This window comes from Kitasatospora sp. CB02891 (assembly GCF_002803145.1).
Taxonomy (GTDB): Bacteria; Actinomycetota; Actinomycetes; order Streptomycetales; family Streptomycetaceae; genus Kitasatospora; species Kitasatospora griseola.
This window is the reverse complement of the sequence record NZ_NNBO01000011.1, coordinates 22,417-47,521: the sequence shown is the minus strand read 5'-3', so window position 1 is coordinate 47,521 and position 25,105 is coordinate 22,417. Positions and strand designations below refer to the sequence as shown.

Genomic DNA, 25,105 nt, shown 5'->3' with positions numbered 1-25,105 from the left:
GCGCGTTCCTACGATGAGGACACGACACCGAGGCAGCGGACGGGAGAGCCGGTCATGGCGGAGAAGCACGAGGGTTTCACGGCGGACGAGCGCGCGGCGATGAAGGAGCGCGCCAAGGAGCTGAAGGCGGAGTCCAAGCGGGCGTCGGCCGCCGCGAAGGCCGCGGAGGCGGAGCAGGACCTGCTGGAGAAGATCGCCGAGATGCCGCCCGAGGACCGGCTGCTGGCGGAGCGCTTCCACGCGATCGTCACCGAGGTCGCGCCGGAGCTGGCCCCGAAGACCTGGTACGGGATGCCCGCGTACAACAACAAGGACGGCAAGCCGGTGTGCTTCTTCCAGAGCGCCGCCAAGTTCAAGTCCCGGTACGCGACGATCGGCTTCAGCGACCAGGCGCGCCTCGACGACGGCGACCTGTGGCCGACCTCCTACGCGGTCGCCGATCTGGGCGAGGCCGAGTCGGCGCGCATCGCCGAGTTGGTGAAGCGCGCCGTCGGCTGAACCCGCGCCGCTCTCAGCTCGAGTAGGCGCGCAGGGTGAGCAGGGCGGAGAGGGTGACGCCCGGACGGGCCTCGTGCTCGGTGGACTCCGACCAGCGGGCCCAGTTGATCGGCCAGCCACCGTCGGGGAGTTGGGCGGACAGCAGGTGGAGCAGGCCGCGTTCCAGCTCGGCGTCGGAGAACCAGGCACGGGCCAGGCTGTCCGGGCGGGGCGCGAAGTCGTGCGGCAGGTGGTACTCGCGGGGCGCGTACCCGGGGGCGAGCCGGACCTGCTCCGGGTGGGCCGGATCCAGCAGCACCAACTGCTGACGGCGCACCAGTTCGCCGAGCCGGGCGGCCTGTTCGGTCGCCCAGGCGCGGTCCGGCGAGGCGTCCAGGACGCCGACGGCGGTGAACACCTCGTACGGGTGGGTGGTGTCGATCGCCTCGACGGCGCGGCGGCAGAACTCCTGGGCGCCCGCCAGCCAGGCGTGCTCGACGCCGTGGCGCAGCAGCGGGGCGGCGATCTGGCCGGTGGAGAGCAGCTCGGCCGGCGGGTCGTCGGCGATCGGGATGAACGGCGGGTGCGGGTAGCCGCGCAGGCTGGGCAGCACGGCGGGCACGCCGCCGTCCGGGGTGGTCAAGGTGGCGGCCCAGTCGCAGAGTTCGCCGCCGCGCGGGCCGGTCAGCGCGCCGGCCTCGCCGAGGATGCGGGCGGCGGCGCCGGCGGCCAGCGGCTGGGCGGCCGGGCCGCGGACGTCGGGTTCGAGGCCGTACGCCCAGCCGCCGTCCGGGGTGCGGTGGGCGTCCAGGGCGGCGAGGACGCCCGCCGGGTCGGGGGCGTCGAACAGGTGGGTGAAGCGCCGCTGCTCCAGGACCCGGCCCGAGGTCCACAGGTAGCCGGCGGCGCGCTCGATCGTGCTGTCGTCGATCCATGCCATGACCCGACCGTAGGCGGCCCGAGGGGGCAGCGCCCGGTGTTGGCGAAGTGGCGCGAGAAAGATTTCGCGGGGACCGATGAGTTCCGCCGGGGCCGCTCGTCCCTACCTGTGACGGCACGACAGCAGCGCAACGGAACGCGGAGGAACCCGGGATGAGCGTCAAGGGACCGGCCAGCTACTTCCCCTCGATCGAGCAGAAGTACGGGCGCCCGATCGCCCACTGGCAGGAGCTGGTCCGCAGCTCGCCGCTGACCAAGCACATGGCGCTGGTCGCCTGGCTGAAGACCGAGCACGGTCTGGGCCACGGCCACGCCAACGCGCTGGTCGCCCACACGCTCGCCACCGCCGCCGCCCGCTGACCGCACCCGCACCCGTACCCGCACCCAGGAGTTCGACCATGACCGAGTTCGTGACCTCTGCCGACGGCACCCGGATCGCCTACCAGGCGGTGGGCGAGGGCCCCGCTGTGGTGATCGTGGACGGGGCGCTCTGCCACCGCGCGTTCGGCCCGTCCGCCGGGATCGCCGCCCAACTGGCCGACGGCCACCGGGTGTTCAGCTACGACCGGCGCGGCCGCGGCGAGAGCGGCCCGCTCGACGGGTACGCCCTGGAGCGGGAGATCGAGGACCTGGCGGCGCTCGTCGCGGCGGCCGGCGGCTCCGCGGCCCTGTTCGGCCTGTCCTCCGGCGGGGCGCTCGCGCTGCGGGCGGCCGGTGCGGGCATCGGCGTCGAGCGGGTCGCCGTGTACGAGCCGCCGTTCAGCACCACCGAGGAGCAGCTGGCCCGGTTCGTCGACTACCGGACGGGCGTGACGCAGGACATCGCCGCCGACGACCGGGCCGCGGCGGTCGCCCGCTTCATGGCGTTCGTCGGCATGCCCGAGCCGATGATCGACGGGATGCGCCAGTCGCCCGTCTGGCCGGTGTTCGAGTCGGTCGCGCCGACGCTGGCCACCGACACCGAGGTGCTGGACGGCGCGGTGGGCGCGCCGGTGCCGGCCGAGCGGCTGGCGGCGCTGACCGTTCCGGTGCTGGTGCTGGACGGCGGCCTCAGCCCGGAGTCGCTGCGGGCCGCGGCCCGGGCGGCCGCGGCCGCCGCGAACGCCGAGTACCGCACCCTGGAGGGGCAGACCCACGAGGTGGCGCCGGAGGTGCTGGCCCCGGTCCTCACGGAGTTCATGACCACGGGCTGACCTGGGGCTGACATGGGACGCAAGGGCGGAGAAAGGCACTACGACGCGATCCGCGCCCCTGCTACCGTCGGGATTCCGATCTGGCTGTCCCGAGGAGCAGACTCCGATGCATGATGCCCGCGCCCTGATCGACCTGGGGGACGAAGCCGTCCGGCGGCTCGCACGCCGCGGCCACCGCCTCGACCTGTCCGCACTGGAGGCCCTGCAGTCCCGGCGGAACGCGGGCATCCAGGCCGGCGACGAGCTGCGGGCCCGCGCGAAGCAGGTCGCGCAGGAGGTGCAGCGGACGGCGAAGCAGGGCGGGGACGTCTCCGAGCTGAAGGAGAGCGCCCGTTCGCTGAAGGAGCAGGTGCAGCAGAACGAGGGCGAGCTGGAGAAGGTCCAGCAGGAGCTGACGGACCTGCTGCTGACGATCCCGAACCTGCCGTCCGACGAGTCCCCGGACGGCTTCTCGGACGAGGACGCCCTGGAGGTGCGCCGGGTCGGCGAGCCGCAGTCGTTCGACTTCACGCCCAAGGACCACGTCGATCTGGGCGAGACCATGGGCATCATGGACTTCGGCCGGGCCACCAAGCTGTCGGGCTCGCGGTTCAGCGTGCTGCGCGGCACCGGTGCGGCGCTGGAGCGGGCGATCGCCGCGCTGCTGCTGGACCTGCACACCCGCCGGCACGGCTACGTCGAGCACGCGGTGCCCTACCTGGTGAACCGGCGCACCATGACCGGCACCGGGCAGCTGCCGAAGTTCGAGGAGGACCTGTTCCGGACGGGTGTCGCCGACCGGGACCTGTTCCTGATCCCGACCGCCGAGGTGCCGCTGACCAACCTGTACGCGGACGAGATCGTCCCGCCGGCCGAGCTGCCGCTGGCGCTCACCGCGCACACTCCGTGCTTCCGTTCGGAGGCCGGCTCGTACGGGCGGGACACCCGCGGGCTGATCCGGCTGCACCAGTTCTCGAAGGTGGAGATGGTGCGGATCTGCGCCCCGGAGCAGTCCCGGGAGCAGATGCTGCTGATGGTGTCGCACGCCGAGGCCTGCCTGAAGGAGCTGGAACTCTCCTACCGGGTGGTCATGTTGGCGGCCGGCGACACCGGCTTCTCGGCACAGCTGACGTACGACCTGGAGGTGTGGCTGCCCAGCCAGGACACCTACCGGGAGATCTCCTCGGTGTCGGACTTCGGCACCTTCCAGGGCCGCCGGGCCGGCATCCGCACCCGGGACGAGAACGGCAAGCCGACCCCGGCCGCGACCGTGAACGGTTCGGGTCTGCCGCTGGGCCGCACCATCGCGGCGGTGCTGGAGCAGCACCAGCAGGCCGACGGTTCGGTGCTGCTGCCGAAGGCGCTGCACAAGTACCTCGGCTTCACCCGGATCGCCGCCGACGGCACCCCGGTCGAGGAGTAGAACTCCCGCTGGTACAGCGCGACCTGACGGCGCGCGGCTCCTCGCCGCGCGCCGTCGGTGCGTTCAGCCGCCGGTGCGTTCAGCCGTCGGTGCGTTCAGCCGCCGGTGGGCAGGGTCGCCGCGACCTGCCAGCCGGCGCCGTGCGGGCCGGCCGTGAGCTCGCCGCCGAGGCCGGCGATCCGGGTGCGCAGCGCGGCCAGGCCGGTGCCGCCGCCGGGGCGGGCGCGGGAGTGGGCGCGGGGGTGGGCGGGGCCGCTGTCGGTGACGGTGACGGTCAGTCCGGCGCCGGGGCGGTGGGCGAGGGCGACGGCGATCCGGTCGGCGGCGGGCGCGTGGCGGCGGACGTTGGTGAGGGCCTCCAGCGCGACCCGGTAGGCGGCGTCCTCGACGGCGGGCGGCAGCGCGGGCAGCTCGGCGGCGCCGTGCAGGGCCGGGCGGCCGGGGAAGCGGTCGAGCAGGGCGGGCAGTTCGGCGAGGGTGTGGCGGCGCGGGCCGGCGCCGTCGGGGGCGCGCAGGGTGTCGAGGGTCTGGTCCATGGAGGCGAGGGCGCGCTGTCCGGCGGCTTCCAGGCGGGTCAGCAGCCGGGCGTTCTCCGCCTGGTCGTAGCCGCCTACCTGGGCGGCCTGCACCTCCAGCAGGATGCCGGTGAGCTCGTGGGCCACGTAGTCGTGCAGGTCGCGGGCGACGGCGAGGCGCTGTTCGCGGCGGGCGTCGCGGACGGCGCGGGTCCGGCGGGCGCCCTGGCCGCGCAGGTGGAGGGCGGCGCCCAGGGCGGCGGCGACGGGGACGGCGGCGAGCAGCAGGCCGGCCACCGAGGCGTCCGCCGGGCGCGGCTGGCGCAGTGCGAAGCGCAGCGGCAGTGCCAGGGCGGCGGCGGCGGTGAGCGCGCCGACCGCCCAGGCCCGGCGCTCCGTCAGCCGCCGCACCGAGCGCACCAGCAGCGCCAGCAGGGCGGCGAACTCGACGGGCATCCAGAGCAGCGCCAGGCCGTGGTCGCCCGGGAGGCCGGCGTCGACGGCGAGCGAGACCAGTGCGGCGGCGACGGCGGTCGGCGCGGGCGGCGGGCGGAGCACGGCGAGGGCGAGCGCCAGGGCGGCGGCGGCAGCGGGGAACCAGGCCGTCCACGGGGCGAGCGCCGCGGGCAGCAGCAGCAGCGCGGCCGCCGCGGCCGCGAGGGCGCGGCGGGCGGTCATCCGGGCAGGTCGGTGAGGTAGCCCAGTTCGAAGGCCCGCATGGCGATGCCGACCCGGTTGCGGACGCCGAGCTTGCGCTGGATGTGCGCGACGTGGGTCTTCACGGTGCCGGGCGAGATGAACAGGGCGGCGGCGATGTCGGCGTTGGTGCCGCCCGCGGCGACCTCGCGGGTGATCTCCTGCTCGCGGCCGGTGAGCGGTTCGGCGAGCGGCGCGGCGTCGGGGCGACGGCCGGTGACGTGCTGGAGCAGCCGGACGGTGACGGACGGGCTGATCAGGCTGTCGCCGGCCATCGCGGCGCGGACGGCCTCGATCAGCAGGGCCGGCCCGGAGCGCTTGAGCAGGAAGCCGGAGGCGCCGCCGCGCAGCGCCGGGTACACGTACTCGTCCAGGTCGAAGGTGGTCACCACGACCACCTTGACCTGCGGGTCGGCGGTGGGCCCGCAGAGCTGCCGGACGACTTCCAGGCCGTCCATCCGGGGCATCCGGACGTCGACCAGGGCGACGTCCGGGCGCAGCGCGCGGGCGGCCTCGACGGTGGCGACGCCGTCGGCGGCCTCGCCGACCACCTGGAGGTCCGGTTGGGTTTCGAGGATGCGACGCAGGCCCTGTCGCACCATCTCCTGGTCGTCGGCGAGCAGCACCCGGATGGTCACCCGGCGGATTCTGCCACAGCGCTGTTGACGGTCCGTCAGGGAAGGTAGCGGTAGCCGAGGCCGGGTTCGGTGATCAGGTGGCGGGGCCGGTGCGGGTCGCGTTCGAGTTTGCGGCGCAGGGCCGCGAAGTGGACCCGCAGGTAGTTGCCGTGGTGGTCGTGGCCGGGTCCCCAGACGGCGGTGAGGAGTTGTCGGCGGCCGACCAGTCGGCCGGGGGCGGCGAGCAGCACGGAGAGCAGCTGCCATTCGATGGGGGTGAGCCGGACGGGGCCGTCCGGTCCGGTGGCGCGGGCGGCGGCCGCGTCCACGGTGTGGTCGCCGATCCGGGCGAGCGGCGGGGCGGCGGCGGGTGCGGGGCGGCGCAGGACGGCGCGCAGCCGGGCGAAGAGTTCGTCCATGACGAAGGGTTTGGTGAGGTAGTCGTCGGCGCCGCCGTCGAGGGCGTGGATCCGGTCGGCGGGGTCGGTGCGGCCGGACAGCACGATGATCGGTGCGGCGCTGTGCCGGCGCAGCGCGCGCAGCACGTCCATGCCGTCCTGGTCGGGCAGGCCCAGGTCGAGCAGGACGGCGTCGGGCGGGGTCTCCTCGGCCAGCTGCAGGGCCTGCCGGGCGGTGCCGGCGGTGAGCGCCGCGTACTGGCGGGCCAGCAGGTTGAGGCGCAGGGTGCGCAGCAGGCGGGGTTCGTCGTCGACGGCCAGGACACGGGTCATGAGGTTCCCTCGTGGGCGGTGGCGGCGGGCAGGGTGAGCAGCATGGTGGCGCCGCCGCCGGGGGTGTCCTCGACGTCGAGGCTGCCGCCCATGGCTTCGGCGAGGCCGCGGGAGAGCGCGAGGCCGAGGCCGAGGCCGGTGGTGTTGTCGGTGTCGCCGAGGCGCTGGAACGGCAGGAAGACCCGGTCGCGGTCCTCGGGCGGGATGCCGGGTCCGCGGTCGACGATCCGGATCTCCACCCGGTCGGCGTGTGCGGAGGCGGTGACCAGGACGGGTGCGCCGGGCGCGTTGTGCCGCAGCGCGTTGGTGACGACGTTGGCGAGGACGCGTTCCAGCAGTGGCGGGTCGGCGAGGACGGGCGGGGCGGTGTCGAGGTCGAGCTGCTGGACGGGCGCGTCGGGGTCGGGCAGCGAGTCGAGGGCGCGCGGCAGGATCTCGTCGAGGTGGGTGGGTTGCAGGTGCAGGGTGAGCGCACCGGCCTGAAGCCGGCTCAGGTCGAGCAGGTTGTCGACCAGCCGGGTGAGTTCGACCAGCGATTCGTCGGCGAGGGCGAGCAGTTCGGCCCGGTCGGCGGCGGAGAAGTCGACGTCGGGGCTGCGCAGCGAGCCGACCGAGGCGAGCGCGGTGGCGAGCGGGGTGCGCAGGTCGTGGCTGACGGCGGCGAGCAGCGCGGTGCGCATCCGGTCGGCGGCCCGGATCGGTTCGACCTCGGCGGCGACGGTGGCGAGGCGGTCGCGTTCCAGGGCGGCGGCCAGGTGGGCGGCGAACGCGGCCAGCACCCGGTGGTCGGTGTCGGGCAGCCGGCGTCCGGTGAGCACCAGCAACGCGTCGGCGCCGACCGGCAGTTCGGTGACCTCGGGGTGTTCCTCGGCGGCGGCCGGGGTGTCGGTGCGGGCGAGCACCTCGCCGCTTGCGGGGTCGAGCAGCGCGGCGGTGTCCAGTCCGAAGGAGGTGCGGGTGCGTTCCAGCAGGGCGGGGACGGCGTCGGCGCCGCGCAGCACCGAGCCGGCCAGGGTGGAGAGGGTCTCGGCCTCGGCGGTGGCGCGGGCGGCCCGGGCGGTCTGCCGGGCGGAGTGGTCGACGACGGTGGACACGCACAGCGCGACGGCGGCGAACACGGCGAGCGCGATGAAGTTGTTGGCCTCGTTGATGGTGAAGGTGTGCACCGGCGGGATGAAGTAGTAGTTCAGCAGCAGCGAGGCGACCAGCGAGGCCAGCAGGGCGGACGTCGCGCCGCCGAGCAACGCGACGCCGACGACGCCGAGTTGGAAGATCAGCGCGTCGGTGGTGAGGTTCAGCGCGGTGTGCGCCTGGGAGAGCACGGCGGTCAGCACCCAGGGGACGGCGAGTCCGGCGGCGTACCCGGCGAGGGTGCGGCGGCGGGAGTGCCGGCGGCCCAGCGAGGGGAGTCGGCCGCGGCCGGTGAACGCGTGGGTGACCATGTGGACGTCGATGTCCTCGGACCGGTCGACGGTGGTCTCGCCGATGCCGGGGCCGGTGAGGAAGCGGTTGGTGCGGCCGCGCCGGCTGGTGCCGAGGACCAGCTGGGTGGCGTCGCGGGCGCGGGCGAAGGTCAGCAGCGTCTCGGGGATGTCGTCGCCGACCACCACGTGGTAGCTGCCGCCGAGGGACTCGACCAGGCTGCGCTGCTCGGCGAGCCGGCCGGGCGAGGCGCCGGCCAGGCCGTCGCTGCGGGTGACGTGCACGGCGATCAGCTCGCCGCCGGCGGTGCGGTCGCAGATCCGGGCGGCGCGCCGGATCAGGGTGGGGCCCTCGGGTCCGCCGGTGAGGGCGACGACGACGCGTTCGCGGGTCTCCCAGACCCGGTCGATGTTGTGCACGGCCCGGTAGTCGCGCAGCCCTTCGTCGACCCGCCCGGCCAGCCAGAGCAGCGCGAGTTCGCGCAGGGCGGTGAGGTTGCCGACCCGGAAGTAGTTGGCGAGCGCGGCGTCGACCTTCTCGGCCTGGTAGACGTTGCCGTGCGCGAGCCGGCGGCGCAGCGCCTGCGGGGCCATGTCGACGAGTTCGATCTGGTCGGCGCGGCGCACCACCTCGTCGGGGACGGTCTCGCGCTGCGGCACGCCGGTGATCTTCTGCACCACGTCGTTGAGCGACTCCAGGTGCTGGATGTTGACGGTGGTGACCACGTCGATGCCGGCGGCGAGCAGTTCCTCGACGTCCTGCCAGCGCTTGGCGTGCCGGCCGCCGGGGATGTTGGTGTGGGCGAGTTCGTCGACCAGGGCGAGTTCGGGGCGGCGGGCCAGCAGAGCGTCCAGATCGAGTTCGGCGAACTCGGTGTCGCGGTAGCGCCGCACGGTGCGCGGGAGTTGCTCCAGGCCGTCGAGCAGCCGGGCGGTGCGCGGCCGGTTGTGGGTCTCCAGGAAGCCGACCACCACGTCGGTGCCGCGTTCCTGCCGGCGGTGCGCCTCGTCGAGCATCCGGTAGGTCTTGCCCACGCCGGGGGCCGCGCCCAGGTAGACCCGCAGCCGGCCCCGCCGGTGGCCTGGCGGCTGCGCTCGGAGGGCCTGTCCGGGGTCGACTGGCATGGCGGCTCGTCTCACGGTGGTGGGCTGGAGGGGTTCGGGGACGCGGCCGGCCGACCCGGGCGGGGGAGCGCCCGGGTCGGCCTGCTCGGGTAATTGACGCGTCGTCACGTCAGGTCGGCGACCGCACGGTTGAGCAGGACCACGTTGACGCCGGGCTGGCCGAGGAAGCCGAGCGAGCGGCCGTCGGTGTACTGGGCGATCAGCTGGTCGAGCCGCTCGGCGGGGACGCCGCGGGCCTTGGCGACCCGCTGCACCTGCTCCTTGGCGTAGGCCACGGAGATCTGCGGGTCGAGCCCGGAGCCGGAGGCCGTCAGCGCGTCCGGCGGGACGCTCGCCGGGTCGACGCCGTCGAAAGCGGCGACGGCGGCGCGCCGCTCCTCGACGGCCTTCAGCAGGTCCTCGCTGTTCGGGCCGAGGTTGGAGGCGCCGGAGGACTTCGGGTCGTAGCCGCCGGCCGACGGGCGGGGCTGGAACCACTTCGGGTCGGGCTGGGCCTGCTCGTCCGGGTCGTCGGGGTTCTGCTTCGGCAGGTCGAAGCTCTGGCCGAGCAGGCCGGAGCCGATCTCCTTGCCGTCGCGCTCGACGACGGAGCCGTTGGCCTTGGCGGGGAAGGCGAGTTGGCTGATGCCGGTGATCAGCAGCGGGTAGGCGATGCCGAGGATCACGGTCATCACCAGCAGCATCCGCAGCGCGGTGAGGTGGGTGCGCAGAAAGGTGGGCATGTCTCGTTCTCCTCTCGGGTCAGTTGAGGCCGGGGACGAACTGCACGATCAGGTCGATGAGCTTGATGCCGACGAACGGCACCACCAGGCCGCCCAGGCCGTAGATCCCGATGTTCCGGGAGAGCAGCGAACCGGCGTCGGACGGACGGTACTTGACGCCGCGCAGGGCCAGCGGGATGAGGCCGACGATGACCAGGGCGTTGAAAATGATCGCCGAGGTGATCGCGGAGGTCGGGCTGTGCAGGCCCATGATGTTCAGGTGGCTGAGGCCCGGGTACACGCCGGCGAACATCGCCGGGATGATCGCGAAGTACTTGGCCACGTCGTTGGCGATCGAGAAGGTCGTCAACGCGCCGCGGGTGATCAGCAGTTGCTTGCCGATCTCGACGATCTCGATCAGCTTGGTCGGGTTGGAGTCCAGGTCCACCATGTTGCCGGCCTCCTTGGCCGCCATGGTGCCGGTGTTCATCGCCACGCCGACGTCGGCCTGGGCGAGCGCCGGGGCGTCGTTGGTGCCGTCGCCGGTCATCGCGACCAGCTTTCCACCCTCCTGCTCCTTGCGGATCAGGGCCATCTTGTCCTCGGGAGTGGCCTCGGCGAGGAAGTCGTCGACGCCCGCCTCCTCGGCGATCGCCCGTGCGGTCAGCGGGTTGTCGCCGGTGATCATCACGGTCTTGATGCCCATCCGGCGCAGCTCGGCGAACCGCTCCCGCATGCCCTCCTTCACCACGTCCTTCAGGTGGATCACACCCAGGACGCGCGGCGCCTTCGCACCGTCCTGCTCCGCCACCACCAGCGGCGTGCCGCCGGCCGCGGAGATCCCGTCGACCAGCTGCGCGACCTCGGCGCCGACCGAACCGCCGCTGCCCGTCACCCAGTTGGAGACGGAGCCGGCCGCGCCCTTGCGGACCTGCCGGCCGGCGCCTTCGTGAAGGTCCACGCCCGACATCCGGGTCTGCGCGGTGAACGGCACCCACTCGGCGTGCGCCAACTCGCCCTGGGCGCGGGCCCGCAGGCCGTACCCGGTCTTGGCGAGCACCACGATCGAGCGGCCCTCGGGGGTCTCGTCGGCCAGCGAGGACAGCTGCGCGGCGTCCGCCAGCTCCTCGACGGTGACGCCCGCGGCGGGCAGGAACTCGGCGGCCTGCCGGTTGCCGAGGGTGATGGTGCCGGTCTTGTCGAGCAGCAGGGTGTTGACGTCGCCGGCGGCCTCCACGGCCCGGCCCGACATCGCCAGCACGTTGCGCTGCACCAGCCGGTCCATGCCGGCGATGCCGATCGCCGAGAGCAGCGCGCCGATGGTGGTCGGGATCAGCGCCACGATCAGCGCCACCAGCACCACGGTGGGCTGCGGGGCGCCCGCGTAGGTCGCCATCGGCTGCAGGGTGACCACCGCGATCAGGAAGACGATGGTCAGCGAGGCCAGCAGGATGTTCAGCGCGATCTCGTTCGGCGTCTTCTGCCGGGCCGCGCCCTCCACCAGGGCGATCATCCGGTCGATGAAGGTCTTGCCCGGCTCGGAGCTGATCCTCACCACGATCCGGTCGGACAGCACCTTGGTGCCGCCGGTCACCGCGGACCGGTCGCCGCCGGACTCCCGGATCACCGGTGCGGACTCGCCGGTGATCGCCGACTCGTCGACGGATGCCACCCCCTGGACGACGTCGCCGTCACCGGGAACGACCTCCCCGGCCTCGACCACCACGTGGTCGCCCAGCCGCAGCGAGGTGCCCGGCACCTCCTCCTCGGCCTGCGAGGCGGGCCAGTCGACCAGACGGCGGGCGACGGACTCGGTCTTGGCCTTGCGCAGCGTGTCGGCCTGCGCCTTGCCGCGGCCCTCGGCGACCGCCTCGGCCAGGTTGGCGAACACCGTGGTCAGCCAGAGCCAGGCGGTGATCGCCCAGGCGAACACCGACGGGTCGGCGATCGCGGCGACGGTGGTGACCACCGAGCCGACCTCGACCACGAACATCACCGGGTTCTTCACCATCACCCGGGGGTCGAGCTTCTTCACCGCGTCGGGCAGCGAGGCGAGCAGCAGCTTCGGGTCGAGCAGGCCGGCCGCGGCCCGGTGCGGTGCGGGTTCAAGCGTGGTGGACATCAGCGGAGACCTTCTGCGATCGGCCCGAGGGCCAGGGCCGGGAAGTAGGTGAGGCCGACGACGATCAGCACCACCCCGGAGAGCAGTCCGACGAACAGCGGCTTGTGGGTGGGCAGCGTGCCCGCGCTCGCCGGGACGGGCTGCTGCCGGGCCAGCGAGCCGGCCAGCGCCAGCACGAACACCATCGGCAGGAACCGGCCGAACACCATCGCCAGGCCCAGCGCCGTGTCGTACCAGGCGGTGTTCACGGTGATGCCGCCGAACGCCGAACCGTTGTTGTTCGCGGCCGAGGTGAACGCGTACAGCACCTCGGAGAAGCCGTGCGCGCCGGAGTTGAGCATCCCGGCGCGCTCGCCGGGCAGGGCGATCGCCGTGCCCGCGCCGATCAGCACGATCGTCGGGGTGGTGAGGATGTACAGCGAGGCGAACTTCATCTCCCGGCCGCCGAGCTTCTTGCCCAGGTACTCCGGGGTGCGGCCGACCATCAGACCGGCGACGAACACCGCGACGATCGCCAGGATCAGCATGCCGTACAGGCCGGAGCCGGTACCGCCGGGCGCGATCTCGCCGAGCATCATGTTGAAGATCGTCAGACCGCCGCCGAACGGCGAGTACGAGTCGTGGAAGGAGTTCACCGCGCCCGTCGAGGTGAGCGTGGTGGACGCCGCGAACAGGCTGGAGCCGGCGATGCCGAGCCGCTGCTCCTTGCCCTCCATCGCCGCGCCGGCCGCCTGCAGGGCGCTGCCGGCGTGCTGGTGCTCGAAGAAGGTGATCAGCGCGGCCGAGGCCACCCAGAACAGGCCCATCACCGAGACGATCGCGTAGCCCTGCCGGTGGTCGCCGACCATCTTCCCGAAGGTGCGCGGCAGCGAGAACGGGATCACCAGCAGCAGGAAGACCTCCACCAGGTTGGTGAAGCCGGTCGGGTTCTCGAACGGGTGCGCCGAGTTGGCGTTGTAGAAGCCGCCGCCGTTGGTGCCGAGCAGCTTGATGACCTCCTGCGAGGCCACCGGCCCGCCGGGGATCGCCTGCTGACCGCCCGTCAGGGTGGTCACCTCGTGGAACCCGTGGAAGTTCTGCACCACGCCGTTCGCGGCCAGCACCAGCGCGAACAGGATCGCGATCGGCAGTAGCAGGCGCAGCGAGATCCGGGTCAGGTCCACCCAGAAGTTGCCCACCCGGTCGGTGCGGTTGCGGGTGAACCCGCGGATCAGCGCCGCCACCACGGCGATGCCGACGGCCGCGGAGACGAAGTTCTGCACCGCCAGGCCCGCCATCTGCACCAGGTGGCCCATCGCGGACTCGCCGCTGTACGACTGCCAGTTGGTGTTGGCGGTGAACGAGATCGCGGTGTTCCACGCCTGGTGCGCCTCCATCTCGGGCACGCCCAGACTCAGCAGCAGATGCGTCTGCAACCGGATCAGCCCGTACAGGAACAGCACCGACAGCATCGAGAACGCCAGCACCGACCGCAGGTACACCGGCCAACGCTGATCGGCGTCGCCATCGACGCCGACCAGTCGGTACAGGGCCTTCTCGGCTCTCAGGTGTTTCGCGGACGTCAGCAGCCCGGCGATGTAGTCGCCCAGCGGCCGGTAGCACAGGGCCAGCGCGCCGACCAGGGCGATCGCCTGGAGCCAGCCGGCAAGAGTCGCACTCATGTCAGAACTTCTCCGGGTGGATCAACGCGAGAACGAGGTAGCCGACCAGCGCGGCGGCGACGATGAGACCGACGATGTTCTCCGTGGTCACAGCTTCTCCACCCCCCGCGCGATCAGGGCGATGACGGCGAACACGGCGACCGTGACACCGACATAGATCAGATCCGACATGGCATCCACCAAGGTGGCTCGGGACAACGGCCTGCGTATTTCGCCGGCCCACTGAGCCAAGCAGCGCAACCCCCCGCGTTCACGGTTCCTGACGCCCCCCATACGGGTGATCCCCCACCCTTGACGCCTCCTTGACGCCCCGCCTCCGGGCACCCGTGCCGCAGCAAGTGCGGGAGCGGGCAGGGGCAGGCCTCGGCGACCGGCCGAGCCCGCGCCCCGGGCTGGGCTACGCGCCGAGGTGGGTGGCCACCGACGTCAGGGTCTCGCCGAGGGGGCGGTCGAGGCGGAGGGTGGCGAGGTCGTCGGCGCGGGTGGTGCCCCGGGTGACGATGGCGACCGGTTTGCCGGACTTGGCGGTGTGGCGAACGAAGCGCAGGCCGGACATGACGGCAAGGGAGGAGCCGAGGACGAGCAGGGCGCGGGCCTCGTCGACCAGGCGGTAGCAGTGCTCGACGCGGTCCTTGGGGACGCTCTCGCCGAAGAACACCACGTCGGGCTTGAGGATGCCGCCGCAGCGGGCGCAGTCGGCGACGGTGAAGGACGCCACCAGGTCGTCGGGGAGTTCGACGTCGCCGTCCGGGTTGATGCGGGAACCGGCGTCCCGGAAGGCCGGGTTGAGGGCGGCGAGGCGCTCGTCGAGTTCGGCGCGGGGGCTGACGGCGGCGCAGCCCAGGCAGATCACCCGGTCCAGGCCGCCGTGCAGTTCGACGGCGTCGGCGGTGCCCGCGGCGCGGTGCAGGCCGTCCACGTTCTGGGTGATGACGGCGGAGAGCCGGCCGGCGGCGCGCAGCCGGGCCACCGCGAAGTGGCCGGCGTTCGGGCGGGCCCCGGCGATCACGGCGCGCCCGGCGTGGCTGCGCGCCCAGTAGCGGCGGCGGGCCGGCTCCCCCGCCAGGAACTCCTGGTACGTCATCGGCGCCCGGTGGCGGCGGATCCCGTCCGGGCCGCGGTAGTCCGGGATGCCGGACTCGGTGGACAGCCCGGCGCCGCTCAGCACCGCCACGCCGCCGCCGGCCAGCAGCCGGGCCAGCGCGGGCAGGCCGTCCTCGTGCGCAGTCATACCGTCCATTGTGGAACGGCGGGAGCGGGAACGGCAGACAGACGGTCCGGGCGGTGCCCCCACGCACCACCCGGACCGTTCCGGTTCGCGGCGTCCGGGCCCCCACAGCCAGGCCGCCGCCGTCTCTATTCGTGTGCCCCGAGGCACCGCCACGGCAGCGCGGCGACCAGCGCCGACGCAGTGAACAGCACCAGGTGCTCGGGCCCGTCCCAGCCCAGTTGGGCGTAGCGGTGTTCCGCGAATCCGTTGTGGAACAGCCACGCCGCCAGGCCGACGAACGGCGCGGCGGCCGGCCGGGAGCGGGTGCCGAGGGCCGCGCAGCCGGCGGCGAAGGCGGTGAGGCCGAACCAGCCGCCGCGCAGTTCGCCGAGCGGGGCGAGGACCAGCGCGGTCGCCGCGCCCAGCAGCAGCGCGGTCGCGCCGGACAGGGCGACCGGCAGCCGGTCACGCACCGTCGGACACCGCCACCAGGCTCCGCAGTTCCGCGTCCAGGGCGCGGGCGGCGAACAGGTGGCCGGTCATCTCGTCGAGGGCGGTGGCGAGTTCGGGGCGCGGCACGACCAGCACCGGGCAGCCCGCCCGGCGCAGGCACGCCCTGGGCACCGAGCCGCGCAGGCCGCGGTGCAGCCAGGAGCCGGACGGGCCGAGGACCAGCAGGTCGCCGGGCCGGTCGGCGGCGGCCAGCAGGGCCGGGGCGGTGCGGCCCCGGACGAGGCGGGCGGTGACGGGCACGCCGGGGTCGGTGCCGCCGAACGCCTCCGCCATCGCCTCCGCCAGCGTGGTCTCGGCCAGTTCGCGCACCGCCGACAGCAGCGGCGGGCACGGCGAGCGGCGGTGGCCGAACTCGCCGCTCGGCGGCTCCCAGGCGTGCACGGCCAGCACCTCGCCGCCCAGCCGCCGGGCCTCGGCCACCGCGCGGTGCACGGCCGCCAGGCTGCCGAGCGATCCGCTGACCCCGACCACGATGCGCGGCCGCTGCTCCATCACGCGTCCTCCGTCCAGGAACTCCCGGGCCCGGTGCGGCCCGCACGGCCCAGCAGATCGCGTCCCGGCCCCGTCCCCGGCCGCCCTTGACGACTCCCTGACGCGCACGGCCTGCTTCCCTACGCCGCCCTGACGCCCGGGCCGCCGCCACCGGCGTTCACTGGAGTGGGGGGAGCGAGGAGGCCTGGCCATGGAACGCGACGAGACCCGCGTGGTGGTCGGTGTGGACGGTTCGCCGGACAGCCTGGCCGCGCTGCGCCGGGCTGCGCTGGAGGCTTCGGTGCGCGGCGCGGTGCTGGTCCCGGTGCTCGCCCGCCGCCCGGCCGACCGGGTGCCCGAGCGGGCCGCCCGGCTGCTGCTGGACGCCGCCTTCGACGCCGCGCTCGGCGGCTGGCCGAGCGACGTCCTGGTGCACCCGACCGTGGTCACCGGCCTGCCCGGGCCGACCCTGGTCGCGGCGGTCGGCGGCCCCGGCGACCTGCTGCTGCTCGGCGCCCCGCACCGCCGCTGGGCGCACCCGCACGGCGACCGCACCGCCCGGCACTGTCGCAGTCACGCCCCGTGCCCGGTGCTGACCGTCACCGCCCCGCCGATCGGCACGACGGCAGCCCGAATCGTCAACTAGCCTGCCAACAGGCCGAGTTGACTGCACCGGCGAAACCGGATCGACTGCTCCCGGAAGACCCTTTCAGCACCTCCCCGGGAGTGAAGCGATGCACGCCACGCTGTTCCGCCAGGTCCGCCCGTTCGGCGGCCCGGTCACCGATCTGGCCGCCGTGGACGGCGTCCTGGTGGCCGAGCTGCCGGACGACGCCCGCCCGGCGGTGGTGGAGGGCGGCGGCCGGATCGCGCTGCCGACGCTGGTGGACGCGCACATCCACCCGGACAAGACCGCCTGGGGCGAGCCCTGGTACAGCCGCCGCCCGGCGGGCGGCCTGCCGGAGTACGTGGCGGGCGACGTCGAGCTGTACCGGAGCCAGGCTCGCCCGATCGGCGAGCGCGCCCACCGCCTGCTGGCCCACGCGGTGACCCGCGGCACCCGCGCCGTCCGCGCGCACGTCGACGTCGCACCCGCGTACGGCCTGGCCGGCGTGACGGGCCTGCGGGAGGCCGCCGACCGGCTCGCCGGGAAGCTCGACGTGCAGTCGGTGGCGTTCCCGCAGCACGGGGTGGTGCGCACGCCGGGTGCCGCCGACCTGCTCACCGAGGCGGCCCGCGAGCACCTGGTGGACGCGGTCGGCGGCATCGACCCGGCCGGGTTCGACGGCGGCAGCGCGGACGGCCGCGAGCAGCTCGACCTGCTGTTCGGCCTGGCCGAGCGGTACGGAGTGCTGCTGGACGTCCACCTGCACGACCGCGGCGAGGCCGGCCTCGGCCCGCTGCGGAGCCTCGCCGCCCGCACCGTCGCGGCGGGCCTGCAGGGCCGGGTGACGGTCAGCCACGTGTTCTGCCTGCCGGAGCTGCCGGCCGGTGAACTCGACGCCATGGCCGAACTGTTGGCGGGCGCCGGGATCGCGCTGACCACCGTCGCCCCGTCCGCGCACCAGGTGCTGCCGTTCCGCGCGCTGCAGGCGCACGGCCTGCGGGTGGGCCTCGGCTCGGACGGCGTGCGGGACTCGTGGAGCCCGTTCGGCAACGCCGACATGCTGCACCGGGCGCACCTACTGGGCTGGACCACCGACGCCCGCACCGACCAGGAGCTGACCGACTGCCTGGAACTGGCCGCGCACGGCGGCGCCGACCTGCTCGGCCTGCCGAGGGCCGACCTGACGCCCGGCGCGCCCGCCGACTTCCTGCTGGTGGACGGCGAGTGCCCGCCGCAGGTGGTGGTCGACCTGCCGGAGCGCGAGCTGGTGGTGAAGGCCGGCCGGGTGGTCGCCGAGCACGGCGCACTCGTCGGCTGAGGCACGCCGAAGCGGCGGCGCCGGCCCGTCCTGGGTCGGCGTCGCCGCTTCGCGTTCCGCTCAGTCGCGTTCGACATCGACCTCGGTGAGCCGGGCGAACCGCTCCGGGTCGGTGCGCCGGATCCGCCGGGCGACCAGCCAGCCGGCCCCGCCGACGAGCGGCATCGGGACCAGCAGCAGCCAGTTCACCAGGCCCGAACGGCCGGTCAGCAGATCGAAGTTGAACACCGCGAGCACGGTGAGCACGCCCAGTCCGGCGGCCGCCAGCAGCGGCGCCCAGACCACCCGGAACGCGGAGAGCCCGCGCCGATCACGGCGGAAGAACGCGAACACCGCGACCGCCGCCAGCCCCTGCATCGCCATGATGCCGAGCACCCCGACGCTGTTCGACCAGAGCAGCACCACCAGGTACGGGTCGACGGCGAGCACCGCGCCCAGGCCCACCACCAGCACGTTGAACCCCGACTGCACCAGCACCGCCGCCCCCGGCGAACCGGTGCGCCCCGACACCCGGCCCAGGCGGCGCGGCAGCAGCCCCTCCCGGCCCAGCGCGTACAGGTAGCGGGCGGCCGCGTTGTGGAAGGCCAGCGCGGAGGCGAACGCCGAGACGATGATCAGCACGTGCATGGTGTCGGACAGCCACAGTCCGACGAACCGCTCGGCGGCCCGGAACGTCAGGTCGGGCCCGCCGTCCGCGCGGGCCTGCGCGACGGCCTGGTCGGTGCCGTACGCGCCCATCACGATCCAGGTGCCCAGCGCGTAGAACACCGCCAGGAAGCCGATCGCGACGAACGTCGCCCGCGGCACGGTACGGGCCGGGTCGCGGACCTCCTCGGCGTAGATCGCGGTCGCCTCGAAGCCGGTGAACGCGCCGATCACCAGCACGAACATGCCGGCCACCCCGGCCTGGGTGAGCAGCGACGGGTCGAAGGACACCGGGTCGAGCGCGGCCGTCCCCCGGTCGGCCAGCACCCCGCCCTCCATCAGCAGCAGCGACAGCACCTCCAGCACCAGCGCCACGCCGAGCACCTTCGCCGACAGCGTGACCTTCAGCCAGCCGAGCACGCCGACCACTGCCACGCAGCCGCCGGACAGCAGCCACCACGGCACCTGCGCGCCGGTCCGCTGCTCGATGTGCCCGGCCGCGAAGTAGCCGAACGCGGCCGCCACGCCCGGGGTGATCAGGTTGTAGCTGACCACCGCCACATAGGCGGTGACCACCCCGAGGGTGCGCCCCAGCCCGCACGCCACGTACGCGTAGAACGCGCCCGCGTTGCGCACGTGCCGGCTCATCGCGGTGAACCCGGCGGCGAACAGCACCAGCAGCGCGCCGGAGATCAGGTACGCGGCCGGCGCGGACGCCCCGCCGACGCCGATCGCGAACGGCGCGATGCCGGCCAGCACGGTCAGCGGCGCGGCCGCGGCGACCACGAAGAACACCAGGTCGGTGGTGCCGATCAGGCCCTTGGCGAGTCGCCCGGAGGTCTCGGCGGCGGGCTCGGCGGGCGGTCTTCCGGTGGGGGTGGTGACGGTGGTCATGGCGTGGGGGTCCTTCCGAACACGGGGTGGTACGGGGGGAGTTCGGGTGTGTCAGGGGGCGAGCCGGTCGAGCACCGGGTGGCCGCGGTGCAGCACCAGCAGCCGTTCGGGGTGTGCCGCGACCGCCTCCGGCACCGAGTGGGCGGCCACCGCGACCAGGTCCGCGCGTCCCCCGACGGCGATCCCGTACTCGGCCAGCCCGAGCGCCCGGGCGGCGTGCGCGGTCGCCAGGTCGGCGGCGAGGCGCAGGTCCTGATCGGTCATCAGATCGCCCTGCAGGCCGATGACGGTGGCCCGCTCCAGCATGTCGCCGGTGCCGTACGGCCACCACGCGTCGCGGATGTTGTCCGAGCCCGCGAACACCAGCACCCCGCGCTCGTGCAGGCGCTTGACCGGCGGCATCGACCGGGCCGGGCCGTTGGTCATCACGGCCACCCCGGCATCCGCCAACACGGCGGCGACGGCGTCGAGTTCGCGCGGCTCCAGCTGCCCGAGGCAGTACGCGTGGCTGACCGCGACCCGGCCGCCCAGGCCCAGCGCGGCCGTCCGCGCGGCGATCGCCCGCAGCTGCGCCACGCCGGGCGCGCCGCCGTCGTGCAGGTGGATGTCGACGCCCGCGCCGTGCCGCTCCGCCAGCTCGAAGACCACGTCCAGCTGGCCGTCCACGTCGCCGTCGAACCCGAACGGGTCGAGCCCGCCGATCAGTTCGGCGCCCTCCCGGAGCGCCGCGTCGAGCAGCTGTGCCATGCCGGGCTCGGCCACCACGCCGCTCTGCGGGAACGCCACCAGCTGCACGTCGATCAGCTCGCGCACCCGCTCACGGGCCTCCAGCACCGCGTACAGATGGTCGAGGCCGGTGTCCGGGTCGACGTCCACGTGCGAGCGGACGTGCCCGGTGCCGAGCGCCGCCATCCGGCGGGCCAGCGCCTCCGCCCGGTCCGCCACCGGCAGCCGGTCGGCCACCTCGCGGCGCTGCTGCCGCTCGGAGGCGATCTGGGCGCGCAGGTCGGCGGTCTCCCGGTGCGGCTGCCAGGGCGCGCCGAGGAAGGTCTTGTCCAGGTGGGCATGGCCGTCCACCAGCGCGGGCAGCAGCAGTGCGCCGTTCAGCCGACGCTCGCCGGGGCCGGCGGCGGCGGGAAGCTCCCGGCCGGGCGGGACGGGCGTGACGGCCGCGATCCGGCCGTCCTCGATCCGCAGGTCGGCGCGGGCGCCGTCGGGCAGCGCGGCGTCCAGCAGCAGCTGCGGGCCTGGGGTCGGTCGGGTCGCCACGGGGGCCTCCTCGGCTCGGCGAAAGCTCGGCGGGATGGGGGTGCGGGCGCGGCGTGGGGCACCGCTCGGACCCGCTGGGCGGCCAAGCTATCTGGTATACCGAATACCGGACAAGGGGGTGGCGCGAAGCGATCTGGAATGATCTGATCCTCAGACCGCTCGGTCCGCCCGCTTCCGCCTGGAGCCCCCGATGCCCGACACCCTCGGCGACGCCCACCAGTCGCTGGCGGACCTCGTCTACCTCCGGCTGCGCGAGCAGATCATCGAGGGCGAGCACCCCGCCGGGCAGCGCCTGGTGGAACGCGAACTCGCCGACGGCCTGGGCGTTTCCCGGATCCCCGTCCGGGAGGCCATGCAGCGCCTGGAACGCGAGGGCTTCCTCACCGTCCAGGCCCGCCGCGGCGCCTTCGTCGCCGACTTCGGGCCCGCCGACGCCGAGCACTTCTTCGCCGTCCGCGAATCCCTGGAGGCCCTCGCCGCCAGCCTCGCCGCCCGGAACGCCACCGCCACCGGCATCCGCGGCCTGGAACGCCTGCTCGCCCGCACCCGCAAGGCCGCCGAGGCCGGCCGGGTGCGCGAGAGCGCCGACCTGAACGCCGACTTCCACCGCGCGATCGTCGACCTCTCCGGCAACCCGCTGCTGCGCGACATGATGGCCCCGCTCGACGGCCGCCTGCGCCGCCTGTTCCGCCTCACCTCGGACGCCGAGACCAGCGCCCCCATGTGCACCGAGCACCAGCAACTGCTGGACGCCATCAAGGCCCGCGACCCGGAGGCCGCCGCCGCACTGGCCCGCCACCACGTCGCCGGGACCCGGGCGTTCGCCCTCCAGGTGCTCGGCCGCCAGACGCCCGGCCGCTGACCCGCCGTCGGACAAGCGCCGTCGGAGCCGTCGCGACCGTCACCCGAAGTGCGCGAATGGCCGCGTAGGCCGCACCCGGGCACACCCCCTCCTCATATGATCGGAGCGACATGCGTCATCCTTGGTGGTGAATAGCACTGCCCATGACACCAGCAGGAGGAAGCTCGTGGACGACGTTCTGCGGCGCGCCGCGCTGTTTGCGGCACTCGACGACGACCAGGCTGCCGAGCTCCGCGCTTCCATGACCGAGGTGACGCTCGCCCGTGGCGAGTCGCTGTTCCACGAGGGCGACCCGGGCGACCGGCTGTACGTCGTCGTCGAGGGCAAGGTCAAGCTGCACCGCGCCTCGCCCGACGGCCGCGAGAACATGCTCGCCGTGCTCGGCCCCTCCGAGATGATCGGCGAACTCTCGCTGTTCGACCCGGGCCCGCGCACCGCCACCGCCACCGCCCTCACCGAGGTCAAGCTCCTCGGCCTCGGCCACGGCGACCTGCTCCCGCTGCTGCACGCCCGCCCCGAGGTCTCCATCGCCCTCCTGCGCGCGATCGCCCGCCGACTGCGCCGCACCAACGACGTGATGTCCGACCTGGTCTTCTCCGACGTGCCCGGCCGCGTCGCCAAGGCCCTGCTCGACCTCTCCCGCCGCTTCGGCGTCCAGTCCGACGAGGGCATCCACGTCGCCCACGACCTCACCCAGGAGGAGCTGGCCCAGCTGGTCGGCGCCTCCCGCGAGACGGTCAACAAGGCCCTCGCCGACTTCGCCGGCCGCGGCTGGCTCAAGCTGGAGGCCCGCGCGGTCGTCCTGCTGGACGTCGAAAGGCTGTCGCGCCGCTCGCGCTGAGGGCTGGGGGAGAGCTGCGCGACAAGCGCAAGGCCCGTCCGCAAGGTCGCGATCACGTGCAGGTCATTGTCCTGCGTCGCGATCTTGCGGACGGGCGCCTTCCGTTGCGCGCAGTTCCCCGCGCCCCTGGTTGTGCAGCCCCTCAGATGAGCCCGTGCTCCTCCAGGTACCTGAGCTGCGCCCGCACCGAGAGCTCCGCCGCAGGCCACAGCGCGCGGTCCACGTCCGCGTAGACCCGGGCGACCACCTCGGCCGCCGTGCGGCAGCCGGCCTCGACGGCGGTCTCGACCTGGGCGAGGCGGCCGGCCCGGTGGGCGAGGTAGTAGTCGACGGCGCCGAGGGCGTCCGCGAGGACCGGGCCGTGGCCGGGCAGCACGGTGCGGACGCCGTGCTCCGCGGCCATCGCGTGCAGGCGGCGCAGCGAGGCGAGGTAGTCGCCGAGGCGGCCGTCGGGGTGGGCGACCATGGTGGTGCCGCGGCCGAGGACGGTGTCGCCGGTGAGGATCGCGCCGTCGGCGGGCAGGTGGAAGGTCAGCGAGTCGGAGGTGTGCCCGGGGGTGGCGACCACCCGCAGGTCGAGGCCGCCGATCTCCAGGCGCTGGCCGCCGTGCAGGCCCTCTTCGCCGAGTCGCAGCGCCGGGTCGAGGGCGCGGACCGCGGTGCCGGTGAGTTCGGCGAACCTGGCGGTGCCTTCGGCGTGGTCGGCGTGGCCGTGGGTGAGCAGGGTGAGGGCGATGCGCTTGCCCTGTTGTTCGGCGGTGCTGACGACCCGTCGCAGGTGGGTCTCGTCGAGCGGGCCGGGGTCGATCACCACGGCCAGGTCGGAGCCGGGTTCGGACAGCAGCCAGGTGTTGGTGCCGTCCAGCGTCATCGGGGACGGGTTGGGCGCGAGCACGCACTGGGCGCGCGGGGTGGCGGCCCCGCCGACCTGGTCGGCGGGGTCGCCCGGAAGCAGACCGCTCACGCGGCGTCCGCCTCGGCCCGGCCGAGTCGTCGCAGCGGCAGCGGCCGCAGCAGCGCCCGGGAGGGCAGCTCACGGACCAGCAGGCGGGCGGTGTCGGCCGCGGGCGCCGGTGTGTCGCAGGCGGCGGCGCGGGGGGTGACGGTGCGGGCGGGCATGGCCGAGGTCCGGCGAGCCACGTCGTTGTGAGTCATCGGAGGTCTCCTTCCGGGGTGTACGCGGGCGGTGCTGTCGCAGCGGAAATGCACTGGTCGGCGCGGCGACTGCCGAGCTTTCCGGGGGAAGGTTCTCACGCCGGGAACACGCCGTCGACAGTCAGTTCGTCATACCCGGGCCAGCGCACCGTCATACGGTCCCCGGCCAGCTCGGCCCGCCCCAGCACGGGGGTGATGTCGCGGTCCGCGGCGGCGGTCAGCGCCTCGGCGGCGTCGCGCATCGGCGTCAGTTCGCGCAGCACCGTGACGGTCGGCGGCATCATCCCGAAACGGCCTTCGTGGAAGCCGGTCACCGCGTCGGCGGGCGTCATCCAGGCGACCCGGTCGGCCTCGCCGACGGTGTCCGCGGCGGCCTGTCCGGTCGGCAGGGCGGCGACGAAGAACCAGGTGTCGAAGCGGCGTTCCTCGAACTCGGGGGTGACCCAGCGCGCCCAGGCGGCCAGCAGGTCGCTGCGCAGCACGAGTCGGTGCCGGGTCAGGAACTCGGCCAGGGACAGCTCGTGCGACTCCAGCGCGGCCCGTTCGGCGGCCCAGTCGCCGGGTTCGACCAGCGTCCGGGCGTCGGGGCCGGCCAGCAGCACGCCGGCCTCCTCGAAGGTCTCCCGGACGGCGGCGCAGACCACCGCGCAGGCGGTCGACTCGTCCACGCCCAGGCGCTCGGCCCACTCCGCGGTCGACGGGCCGGCCCACGGCGGGCGCACCTCGCGGTCGCGCGGGTCGACGCCGCCGCCCGGGTAGGCGTACATGCCGCCGGCGAAGGCCATCGTGGTGCGCCGGCGCAGCAGGTAGGCCTCCGGGCCCGGGGCGGCGTCGCGCAGCAGCACCACGGTGGCGGCGGCCTTGGGTGCGGCCGGGGTGAGTTCCCCGGCGGCCAGGGCGCGGATTCGGGCAGGCCAGGACGGCGGCATCTCGGGCATGTTCACGGATGTTAACCGCCGTCGCCCCGGGCCGACAGGCCCGAAATGCGAGGGGCCCGCCACCGCGGTGCGGCAGCGGGCCCCTCGACCGCGCGGTCAGTCGCGGAAGCGGACCATCAGCTCGACCTCGACCGGCGCGTCCAGCGGCAGCACGGCCACGCCGACGGCGCTGCGGGCGTGCACGCCCTTGTCGCCGAAGACCTCTCCCAGCAGTTCGCTGGTGCCGTTGACCACGCCGGGCTGGCCGGTGAAGTCGGGGGCGGAGGCGACGAAGCCGACCACCTTGACGACCTGCTCGACCTTGTCCAGGTCGCCGATCACGGACTTGATCGCGGCCAGCGCGTTCAACGCGCAGATCCGGGCCAGGTCCTTGGCCTCCTCGGCGGTGACCTCGGCGCCGACCTTGCCGGTCAGCTGGAGCTTGCCGCCGACCATCGGCAGCTGCCCGGAGGTCATCACGTAGTGGCCGGTGCGCAGTGCGGGGACGTACGCGGCGACCGGGGCCGCCACCTCGGGCAGGGTCAGCCCGAGCTCGGCGAGCTTCTGCTCTACCTGGCCCATGACTACTCCTTCTCGCGCTTCAGGTACGCCACCAGCTGCTCCGGGTTCGGCCCGGGAACGACCTGGACGAGCTCCCAGCCGTCCTGGCCCCAGGTGTCGAGGATCTGCTTGGTCGCGTGCACGAGCAGCGGCACGGTTGCGTATTCCCACTTGGTCATGGGGGTGACTCTAGCCGCCCCGGCCGGTGTGAGGTGGGACACAAAGGGGCCGTCAATCGTCGG

The 25,105-nt window shown here is 74.0% G+C and carries 28 protein-coding genes; 8 read left to right on the top strand and 20 right to left on the bottom strand.

Going from position 1 to position 25,105, the window contains the following annotated elements:
* Window positions 1-54: 54 nt before the first annotated feature.
* Window positions 55-498: an iron chaperone gene (locus CG736_RS23470; protein WP_100588170.1), complete on the top strand. Its 444-nt coding sequence runs from the start codon at window positions 55-57 to the stop codon at window positions 496-498.
* A 13-nt stretch (window positions 499-511) separates the two neighbouring features.
* Here the strand turns inward: CG736_RS23470 and CG736_RS23465 are convergent, their stop codons facing one another.
* Window positions 512-1,417 carry a hypothetical protein gene (locus CG736_RS23465; protein WP_100588169.1) on the bottom strand — a complete coding sequence of 302 codons (906 nt, stop codon included), beginning with the start codon at window positions 1,415-1,417 and terminating at the stop codon, window positions 512-514.
* Window positions 1,418-1,569: 152 nt separating this feature from the next.
* On the opposite strand from CG736_RS23465, the gene CG736_RS23460 reads away from it, so the two are divergent.
* The 3 genes from CG736_RS23460 to serS all read left to right on the top strand — a co-directional run bounded on the left by CG736_RS23460 (window position 1,570) and on the right by serS (window position 4,011).
* Window positions 1,570-1,776 carry a DUF4287 domain-containing protein gene (locus tag CG736_RS23460; protein WP_100588168.1) on the top strand — a complete coding sequence of 69 codons (207 nt, stop codon included), beginning with the start codon at window positions 1,570-1,572 and terminating at the stop codon, window positions 1,774-1,776.
* A 38-nt stretch (window positions 1,777-1,814) separates the two neighbouring features.
* The gene (locus CG736_RS23455; RefSeq protein ID WP_100588167.1) at window positions 1,815-2,609 is read left to right on the top strand and encodes an alpha/beta fold hydrolase; all 795 of its coding nucleotides are present in this window, start codon (window positions 1,815-1,817) and stop codon (window positions 2,607-2,609) included.
* Window positions 2,610-2,715: 106 nt separating this feature from the next.
* The gene (serS, locus tag CG736_RS23450) at window positions 2,716-4,011 is read left to right on the top strand and encodes a serine--tRNA ligase (protein WP_100588166.1); all 1,296 of its coding nucleotides are present in this window, start codon (window positions 2,716-2,718) and stop codon (window positions 4,009-4,011) included.
* A 95-nt stretch (window positions 4,012-4,106) separates the two neighbouring features.
* Here the strand turns inward: serS and CG736_RS38675 are convergent, their stop codons facing one another.
* The 12 genes from CG736_RS38675 to CG736_RS23390 all read right to left on the bottom strand — a co-directional run bounded on the left by CG736_RS38675 (window position 4,107) and on the right by CG736_RS23390 (window position 15,815).
* Window positions 4,107-5,204, bottom strand: coding sequence for a sensor histidine kinase (locus tag CG736_RS38675; RefSeq protein ID WP_100588165.1), 1,098 nt, complete (start codon window positions 5,202-5,204; stop codon window positions 4,107-4,109).
* Window positions 5,201-5,860 carry a response regulator transcription factor gene (locus CG736_RS23440; protein WP_100588164.1) on the bottom strand — a complete coding sequence of 220 codons (660 nt, stop codon included), beginning with the start codon at window positions 5,858-5,860 and terminating at the stop codon, window positions 5,201-5,203. The genes CG736_RS38675 and CG736_RS23440 overlap by 4 nt, the downstream gene beginning before the upstream one ends.
* Window positions 5,861-5,895: 35 nt before the next feature.
* Entirely contained in the window at window positions 5,896-6,570 is a 675-nt protein-coding gene (locus CG736_RS23435; RefSeq protein WP_100588163.1) for a response regulator, read from the bottom strand.
* Window positions 6,567-9,116, bottom strand: coding sequence for an ATP-binding protein (locus tag CG736_RS23430; protein ID WP_100588162.1), 2,550 nt, complete (start codon window positions 9,114-9,116; stop codon window positions 6,567-6,569). The genes CG736_RS23435 and CG736_RS23430 overlap by 4 nt, the downstream gene beginning before the upstream one ends.
* A gap of 104 nt (window positions 9,117-9,220) precedes the next feature.
* Window positions 9,221-9,838 carry a K(+)-transporting ATPase subunit C gene (gene kdpC, locus CG736_RS23425; protein ID WP_100588161.1) on the bottom strand — a complete coding sequence of 206 codons (618 nt, stop codon included), beginning with the start codon at window positions 9,836-9,838 and terminating at the stop codon, window positions 9,221-9,223.
* Window positions 9,839-9,857: 19 nt separating this feature from the next.
* The gene (kdpB, locus tag CG736_RS23420; RefSeq protein WP_100588160.1) at window positions 9,858-11,939 is read right to left on the bottom strand and encodes a potassium-transporting ATPase subunit KdpB; all 2,082 of its coding nucleotides are present in this window, start codon (window positions 11,937-11,939) and stop codon (window positions 9,858-9,860) included.
* Window positions 11,939-13,600: a potassium-transporting ATPase subunit KdpA gene (kdpA, locus tag CG736_RS23415; RefSeq protein WP_100588159.1), complete on the bottom strand. Its 1,662-nt coding sequence runs from the start codon at window positions 13,598-13,600 to the stop codon at window positions 11,939-11,941. The genes kdpB and kdpA overlap by 1 nt, the downstream gene beginning before the upstream one ends.
* Before the next feature lies 1 nt (window position 13,601).
* Entirely contained in the window at window positions 13,602-13,691 is a 90-nt protein-coding gene (gene kdpF / locus CG736_RS23410) for a K(+)-transporting ATPase subunit F (RefSeq protein ID WP_100588158.1), read from the bottom strand.
* Window positions 13,688-13,831, bottom strand: a complete 144-nt coding sequence (locus CG736_RS23405; RefSeq protein ID WP_157815694.1) for a hypothetical protein — start codon at window positions 13,829-13,831, stop codon at window positions 13,688-13,690. The genes kdpF and CG736_RS23405 overlap by 4 nt, the downstream gene beginning before the upstream one ends.
* Window positions 13,832-13,997: 166 nt before the next feature.
* Complete coding sequence (locus tag CG736_RS23400) at window positions 13,998-14,840, bottom strand: NAD-dependent protein deacetylase (protein WP_100588156.1); 843 nt, start codon at window positions 14,838-14,840, stop codon at window positions 13,998-14,000.
* Between the two features lie 116 nt (window positions 14,841-14,956).
* Window positions 14,957-15,283: a hypothetical protein gene (locus CG736_RS23395; RefSeq protein ID WP_100588155.1), complete on the bottom strand. Its 327-nt coding sequence runs from the start codon at window positions 15,281-15,283 to the stop codon at window positions 14,957-14,959.
* Complete coding sequence (locus CG736_RS23390; RefSeq protein ID WP_100588154.1) at window positions 15,276-15,815, bottom strand: universal stress protein; 540 nt, start codon at window positions 15,813-15,815, stop codon at window positions 15,276-15,278. Before CG736_RS23390 ends, CG736_RS23395 begins: the two co-directional genes overlap by 8 nt.
* A gap of 190 nt (window positions 15,816-16,005) precedes the next feature.
* Between CG736_RS23390 and CG736_RS23385 the strand changes: the two genes are divergently transcribed.
* Together CG736_RS23385 and CG736_RS23380 are read left to right on the top strand one after the other, a co-directional pair.
* The gene (locus tag CG736_RS23385) at window positions 16,006-16,440 is read left to right on the top strand and encodes a universal stress protein (protein WP_100588153.1); all 435 of its coding nucleotides are present in this window, start codon (window positions 16,006-16,008) and stop codon (window positions 16,438-16,440) included.
* 1 nt (window position 16,441) lies between these two features.
* A complete protein-coding gene (locus CG736_RS23380) occupies window positions 16,442-17,719 on the top strand; it encodes an amidohydrolase (RefSeq protein WP_369880411.1) in 1,278 nt (425 codons plus the stop codon).
* A 60-nt stretch (window positions 17,720-17,779) separates the two neighbouring features.
* Here the strand turns inward: CG736_RS23380 and CG736_RS23375 are convergent, their stop codons facing one another.
* Window positions 17,780-19,258, bottom strand: coding sequence for an APC family permease (locus CG736_RS23375; protein ID WP_100588151.1), 1,479 nt, complete (start codon window positions 19,256-19,258; stop codon window positions 17,780-17,782).
* A gap of 51 nt (window positions 19,259-19,309) precedes the next feature.
* Complete coding sequence (locus CG736_RS23370; RefSeq protein WP_100588150.1) at window positions 19,310-20,527, bottom strand: amidohydrolase; 1,218 nt, start codon at window positions 20,525-20,527, stop codon at window positions 19,310-19,312.
* Between the two features lie 190 nt (window positions 20,528-20,717).
* Between CG736_RS23370 and CG736_RS23365 the strand changes: the two genes are divergently transcribed.
* Together CG736_RS23365 and CG736_RS23360 are read left to right on the top strand one after the other, a co-directional pair.
* Window positions 20,718-21,389 carry a GntR family transcriptional regulator gene (locus tag CG736_RS23365; protein WP_100588149.1) on the top strand — a complete coding sequence of 224 codons (672 nt, stop codon included), beginning with the start codon at window positions 20,718-20,720 and terminating at the stop codon, window positions 21,387-21,389.
* A gap of 166 nt (window positions 21,390-21,555) precedes the next feature.
* A complete protein-coding gene (locus tag CG736_RS23360; RefSeq protein WP_014136744.1) occupies window positions 21,556-22,230 on the top strand; it encodes a Crp/Fnr family transcriptional regulator in 675 nt (224 codons plus the stop codon).
* Between the two features lie 142 nt (window positions 22,231-22,372).
* On the opposite strand, the gene CG736_RS23355 is transcribed toward CG736_RS23360, so the two are convergent.
* From CG736_RS23355 to CG736_RS36415, 5 genes are all read right to left on the bottom strand, one after another.
* Window positions 22,373-23,194, bottom strand: a complete 822-nt coding sequence (locus tag CG736_RS23355) for an MBL fold metallo-hydrolase (RefSeq protein ID WP_100588148.1) — start codon at window positions 23,192-23,194, stop codon at window positions 22,373-22,375.
* Window positions 23,191-23,385 carry a hypothetical protein gene (locus CG736_RS23350; protein WP_100588147.1) on the bottom strand — a complete coding sequence of 65 codons (195 nt, stop codon included), beginning with the start codon at window positions 23,383-23,385 and terminating at the stop codon, window positions 23,191-23,193. The genes CG736_RS23355 and CG736_RS23350 overlap by 4 nt, the downstream gene beginning before the upstream one ends.
* Before the next feature lie 95 nt (window positions 23,386-23,480).
* Window positions 23,481-24,323, bottom strand: coding sequence for an NUDIX hydrolase (locus CG736_RS23345; protein WP_100588329.1), 843 nt, complete (start codon window positions 24,321-24,323; stop codon window positions 23,481-23,483).
* 96 nt (window positions 24,324-24,419) lie between these two features.
* Window positions 24,420-24,884, bottom strand: a complete 465-nt coding sequence (locus tag CG736_RS23340; RefSeq protein WP_043915102.1) for a RidA family protein — start codon at window positions 24,882-24,884, stop codon at window positions 24,420-24,422.
* 2 nt (window positions 24,885-24,886) lie between these two features.
* On the bottom strand, window positions 24,887-25,042 hold the full coding sequence (locus tag CG736_RS36415; RefSeq protein ID WP_152645221.1) for a DUF4177 domain-containing protein: 156 nt from the start codon (window positions 25,040-25,042) through the stop codon (window positions 24,887-24,889).
* Window positions 25,043-25,105 lie beyond the last annotated feature (63 nt).

What these genes read in the sequence shown, in the direction of transcription:
- CG736_RS23470 (WP_100588170.1), top strand. Translation starts at nt 55, where the DNA reads ATGGCGGAGAAGCACGAGGGTTTCACGGCGGACGAGCGCGCGGCGATG.
- CG736_RS23465 (WP_100588169.1), bottom strand. Translation starts at nt 1,417, where the DNA reads ATGGCATGGATCGACGACAGCACGATCGAGCGCGCCGCCGGCTACCTG.
- CG736_RS23460 (WP_100588168.1), top strand. Translation starts at nt 1,570, where the DNA reads ATGAGCGTCAAGGGACCGGCCAGCTACTTCCCCTCGATCGAGCAGAAG.
- CG736_RS23455 (WP_100588167.1), top strand. Translation starts at nt 1,815, where the DNA reads ATGACCGAGTTCGTGACCTCTGCCGACGGCACCCGGATCGCCTACCAG.
- serS (WP_100588166.1), top strand. Translation starts at nt 2,716, where the DNA reads ATGCATGATGCCCGCGCCCTGATCGACCTGGGGGACGAAGCCGTCCGG.
- CG736_RS38675 (WP_100588165.1), bottom strand. Translation starts at nt 5,204, where the DNA reads ATGACCGCCCGCCGCGCCCTCGCGGCCGCGGCGGCCGCGCTGCTGCTG.
- CG736_RS23435 (WP_100588163.1), bottom strand. Translation starts at nt 6,570, where the DNA reads ATGACCCGTGTCCTGGCCGTCGACGACGAACCCCGCCTGCTGCGCACC.
- CG736_RS23430 (WP_100588162.1), bottom strand. Translation starts at nt 9,116, where the DNA reads ATGCCAGTCGACCCCGGACAGGCCCTCCGAGCGCAGCCGCCAGGCCAC.
- kdpC (WP_100588161.1), bottom strand. Translation starts at nt 9,838, where the DNA reads ATGCCCACCTTTCTGCGCACCCACCTCACCGCGCTGCGGATGCTGCTG.
- kdpB (WP_100588160.1), bottom strand. Translation starts at nt 11,939, where the DNA reads ATGTCCACCACGCTTGAACCCGCACCGCACCGGGCCGCGGCCGGCCTG.
- kdpA (WP_100588159.1), bottom strand. Translation starts at nt 13,600, where the DNA reads ATGAGTGCGACTCTTGCCGGCTGGCTCCAGGCGATCGCCCTGGTCGGC.
- CG736_RS23400 (WP_100588156.1), bottom strand. Translation starts at nt 14,840, where the DNA reads ATGGACGGTATGACTGCGCACGAGGACGGCCTGCCCGCGCTGGCCCGG.
- CG736_RS23390 (WP_100588154.1), bottom strand. Translation starts at nt 15,815, where the DNA reads ATGGAGCAGCGGCCGCGCATCGTGGTCGGGGTCAGCGGATCGCTCGGC.
- CG736_RS23385 (WP_100588153.1), top strand. Translation starts at nt 16,006, where the DNA reads ATGGAACGCGACGAGACCCGCGTGGTGGTCGGTGTGGACGGTTCGCCG.
- CG736_RS23375 (WP_100588151.1), bottom strand. Translation starts at nt 19,258, where the DNA reads ATGACCACCGTCACCACCCCCACCGGAAGACCGCCCGCCGAGCCCGCC.
- CG736_RS23365 (WP_100588149.1), top strand. Translation starts at nt 20,718, where the DNA reads ATGCCCGACACCCTCGGCGACGCCCACCAGTCGCTGGCGGACCTCGTC.
- CG736_RS23350 (WP_100588147.1), bottom strand. Translation starts at nt 23,385, where the DNA reads ATGACTCACAACGACGTGGCTCGCCGGACCTCGGCCATGCCCGCCCGC.
- CG736_RS23345 (WP_100588329.1), bottom strand. Translation starts at nt 24,323, where the DNA reads ATGCCCGAGATGCCGCCGTCCTGGCCTGCCCGAATCCGCGCCCTGGCC.
- CG736_RS23340 (WP_043915102.1), bottom strand. Translation starts at nt 24,884, where the DNA reads ATGGGCCAGGTAGAGCAGAAGCTCGCCGAGCTCGGGCTGACCCTGCCC.
- CG736_RS36415 (WP_152645221.1), bottom strand. Translation starts at nt 25,042, where the DNA reads ATGACCAAGTGGGAATACGCAACCGTGCCGCTGCTCGTGCACGCGACC.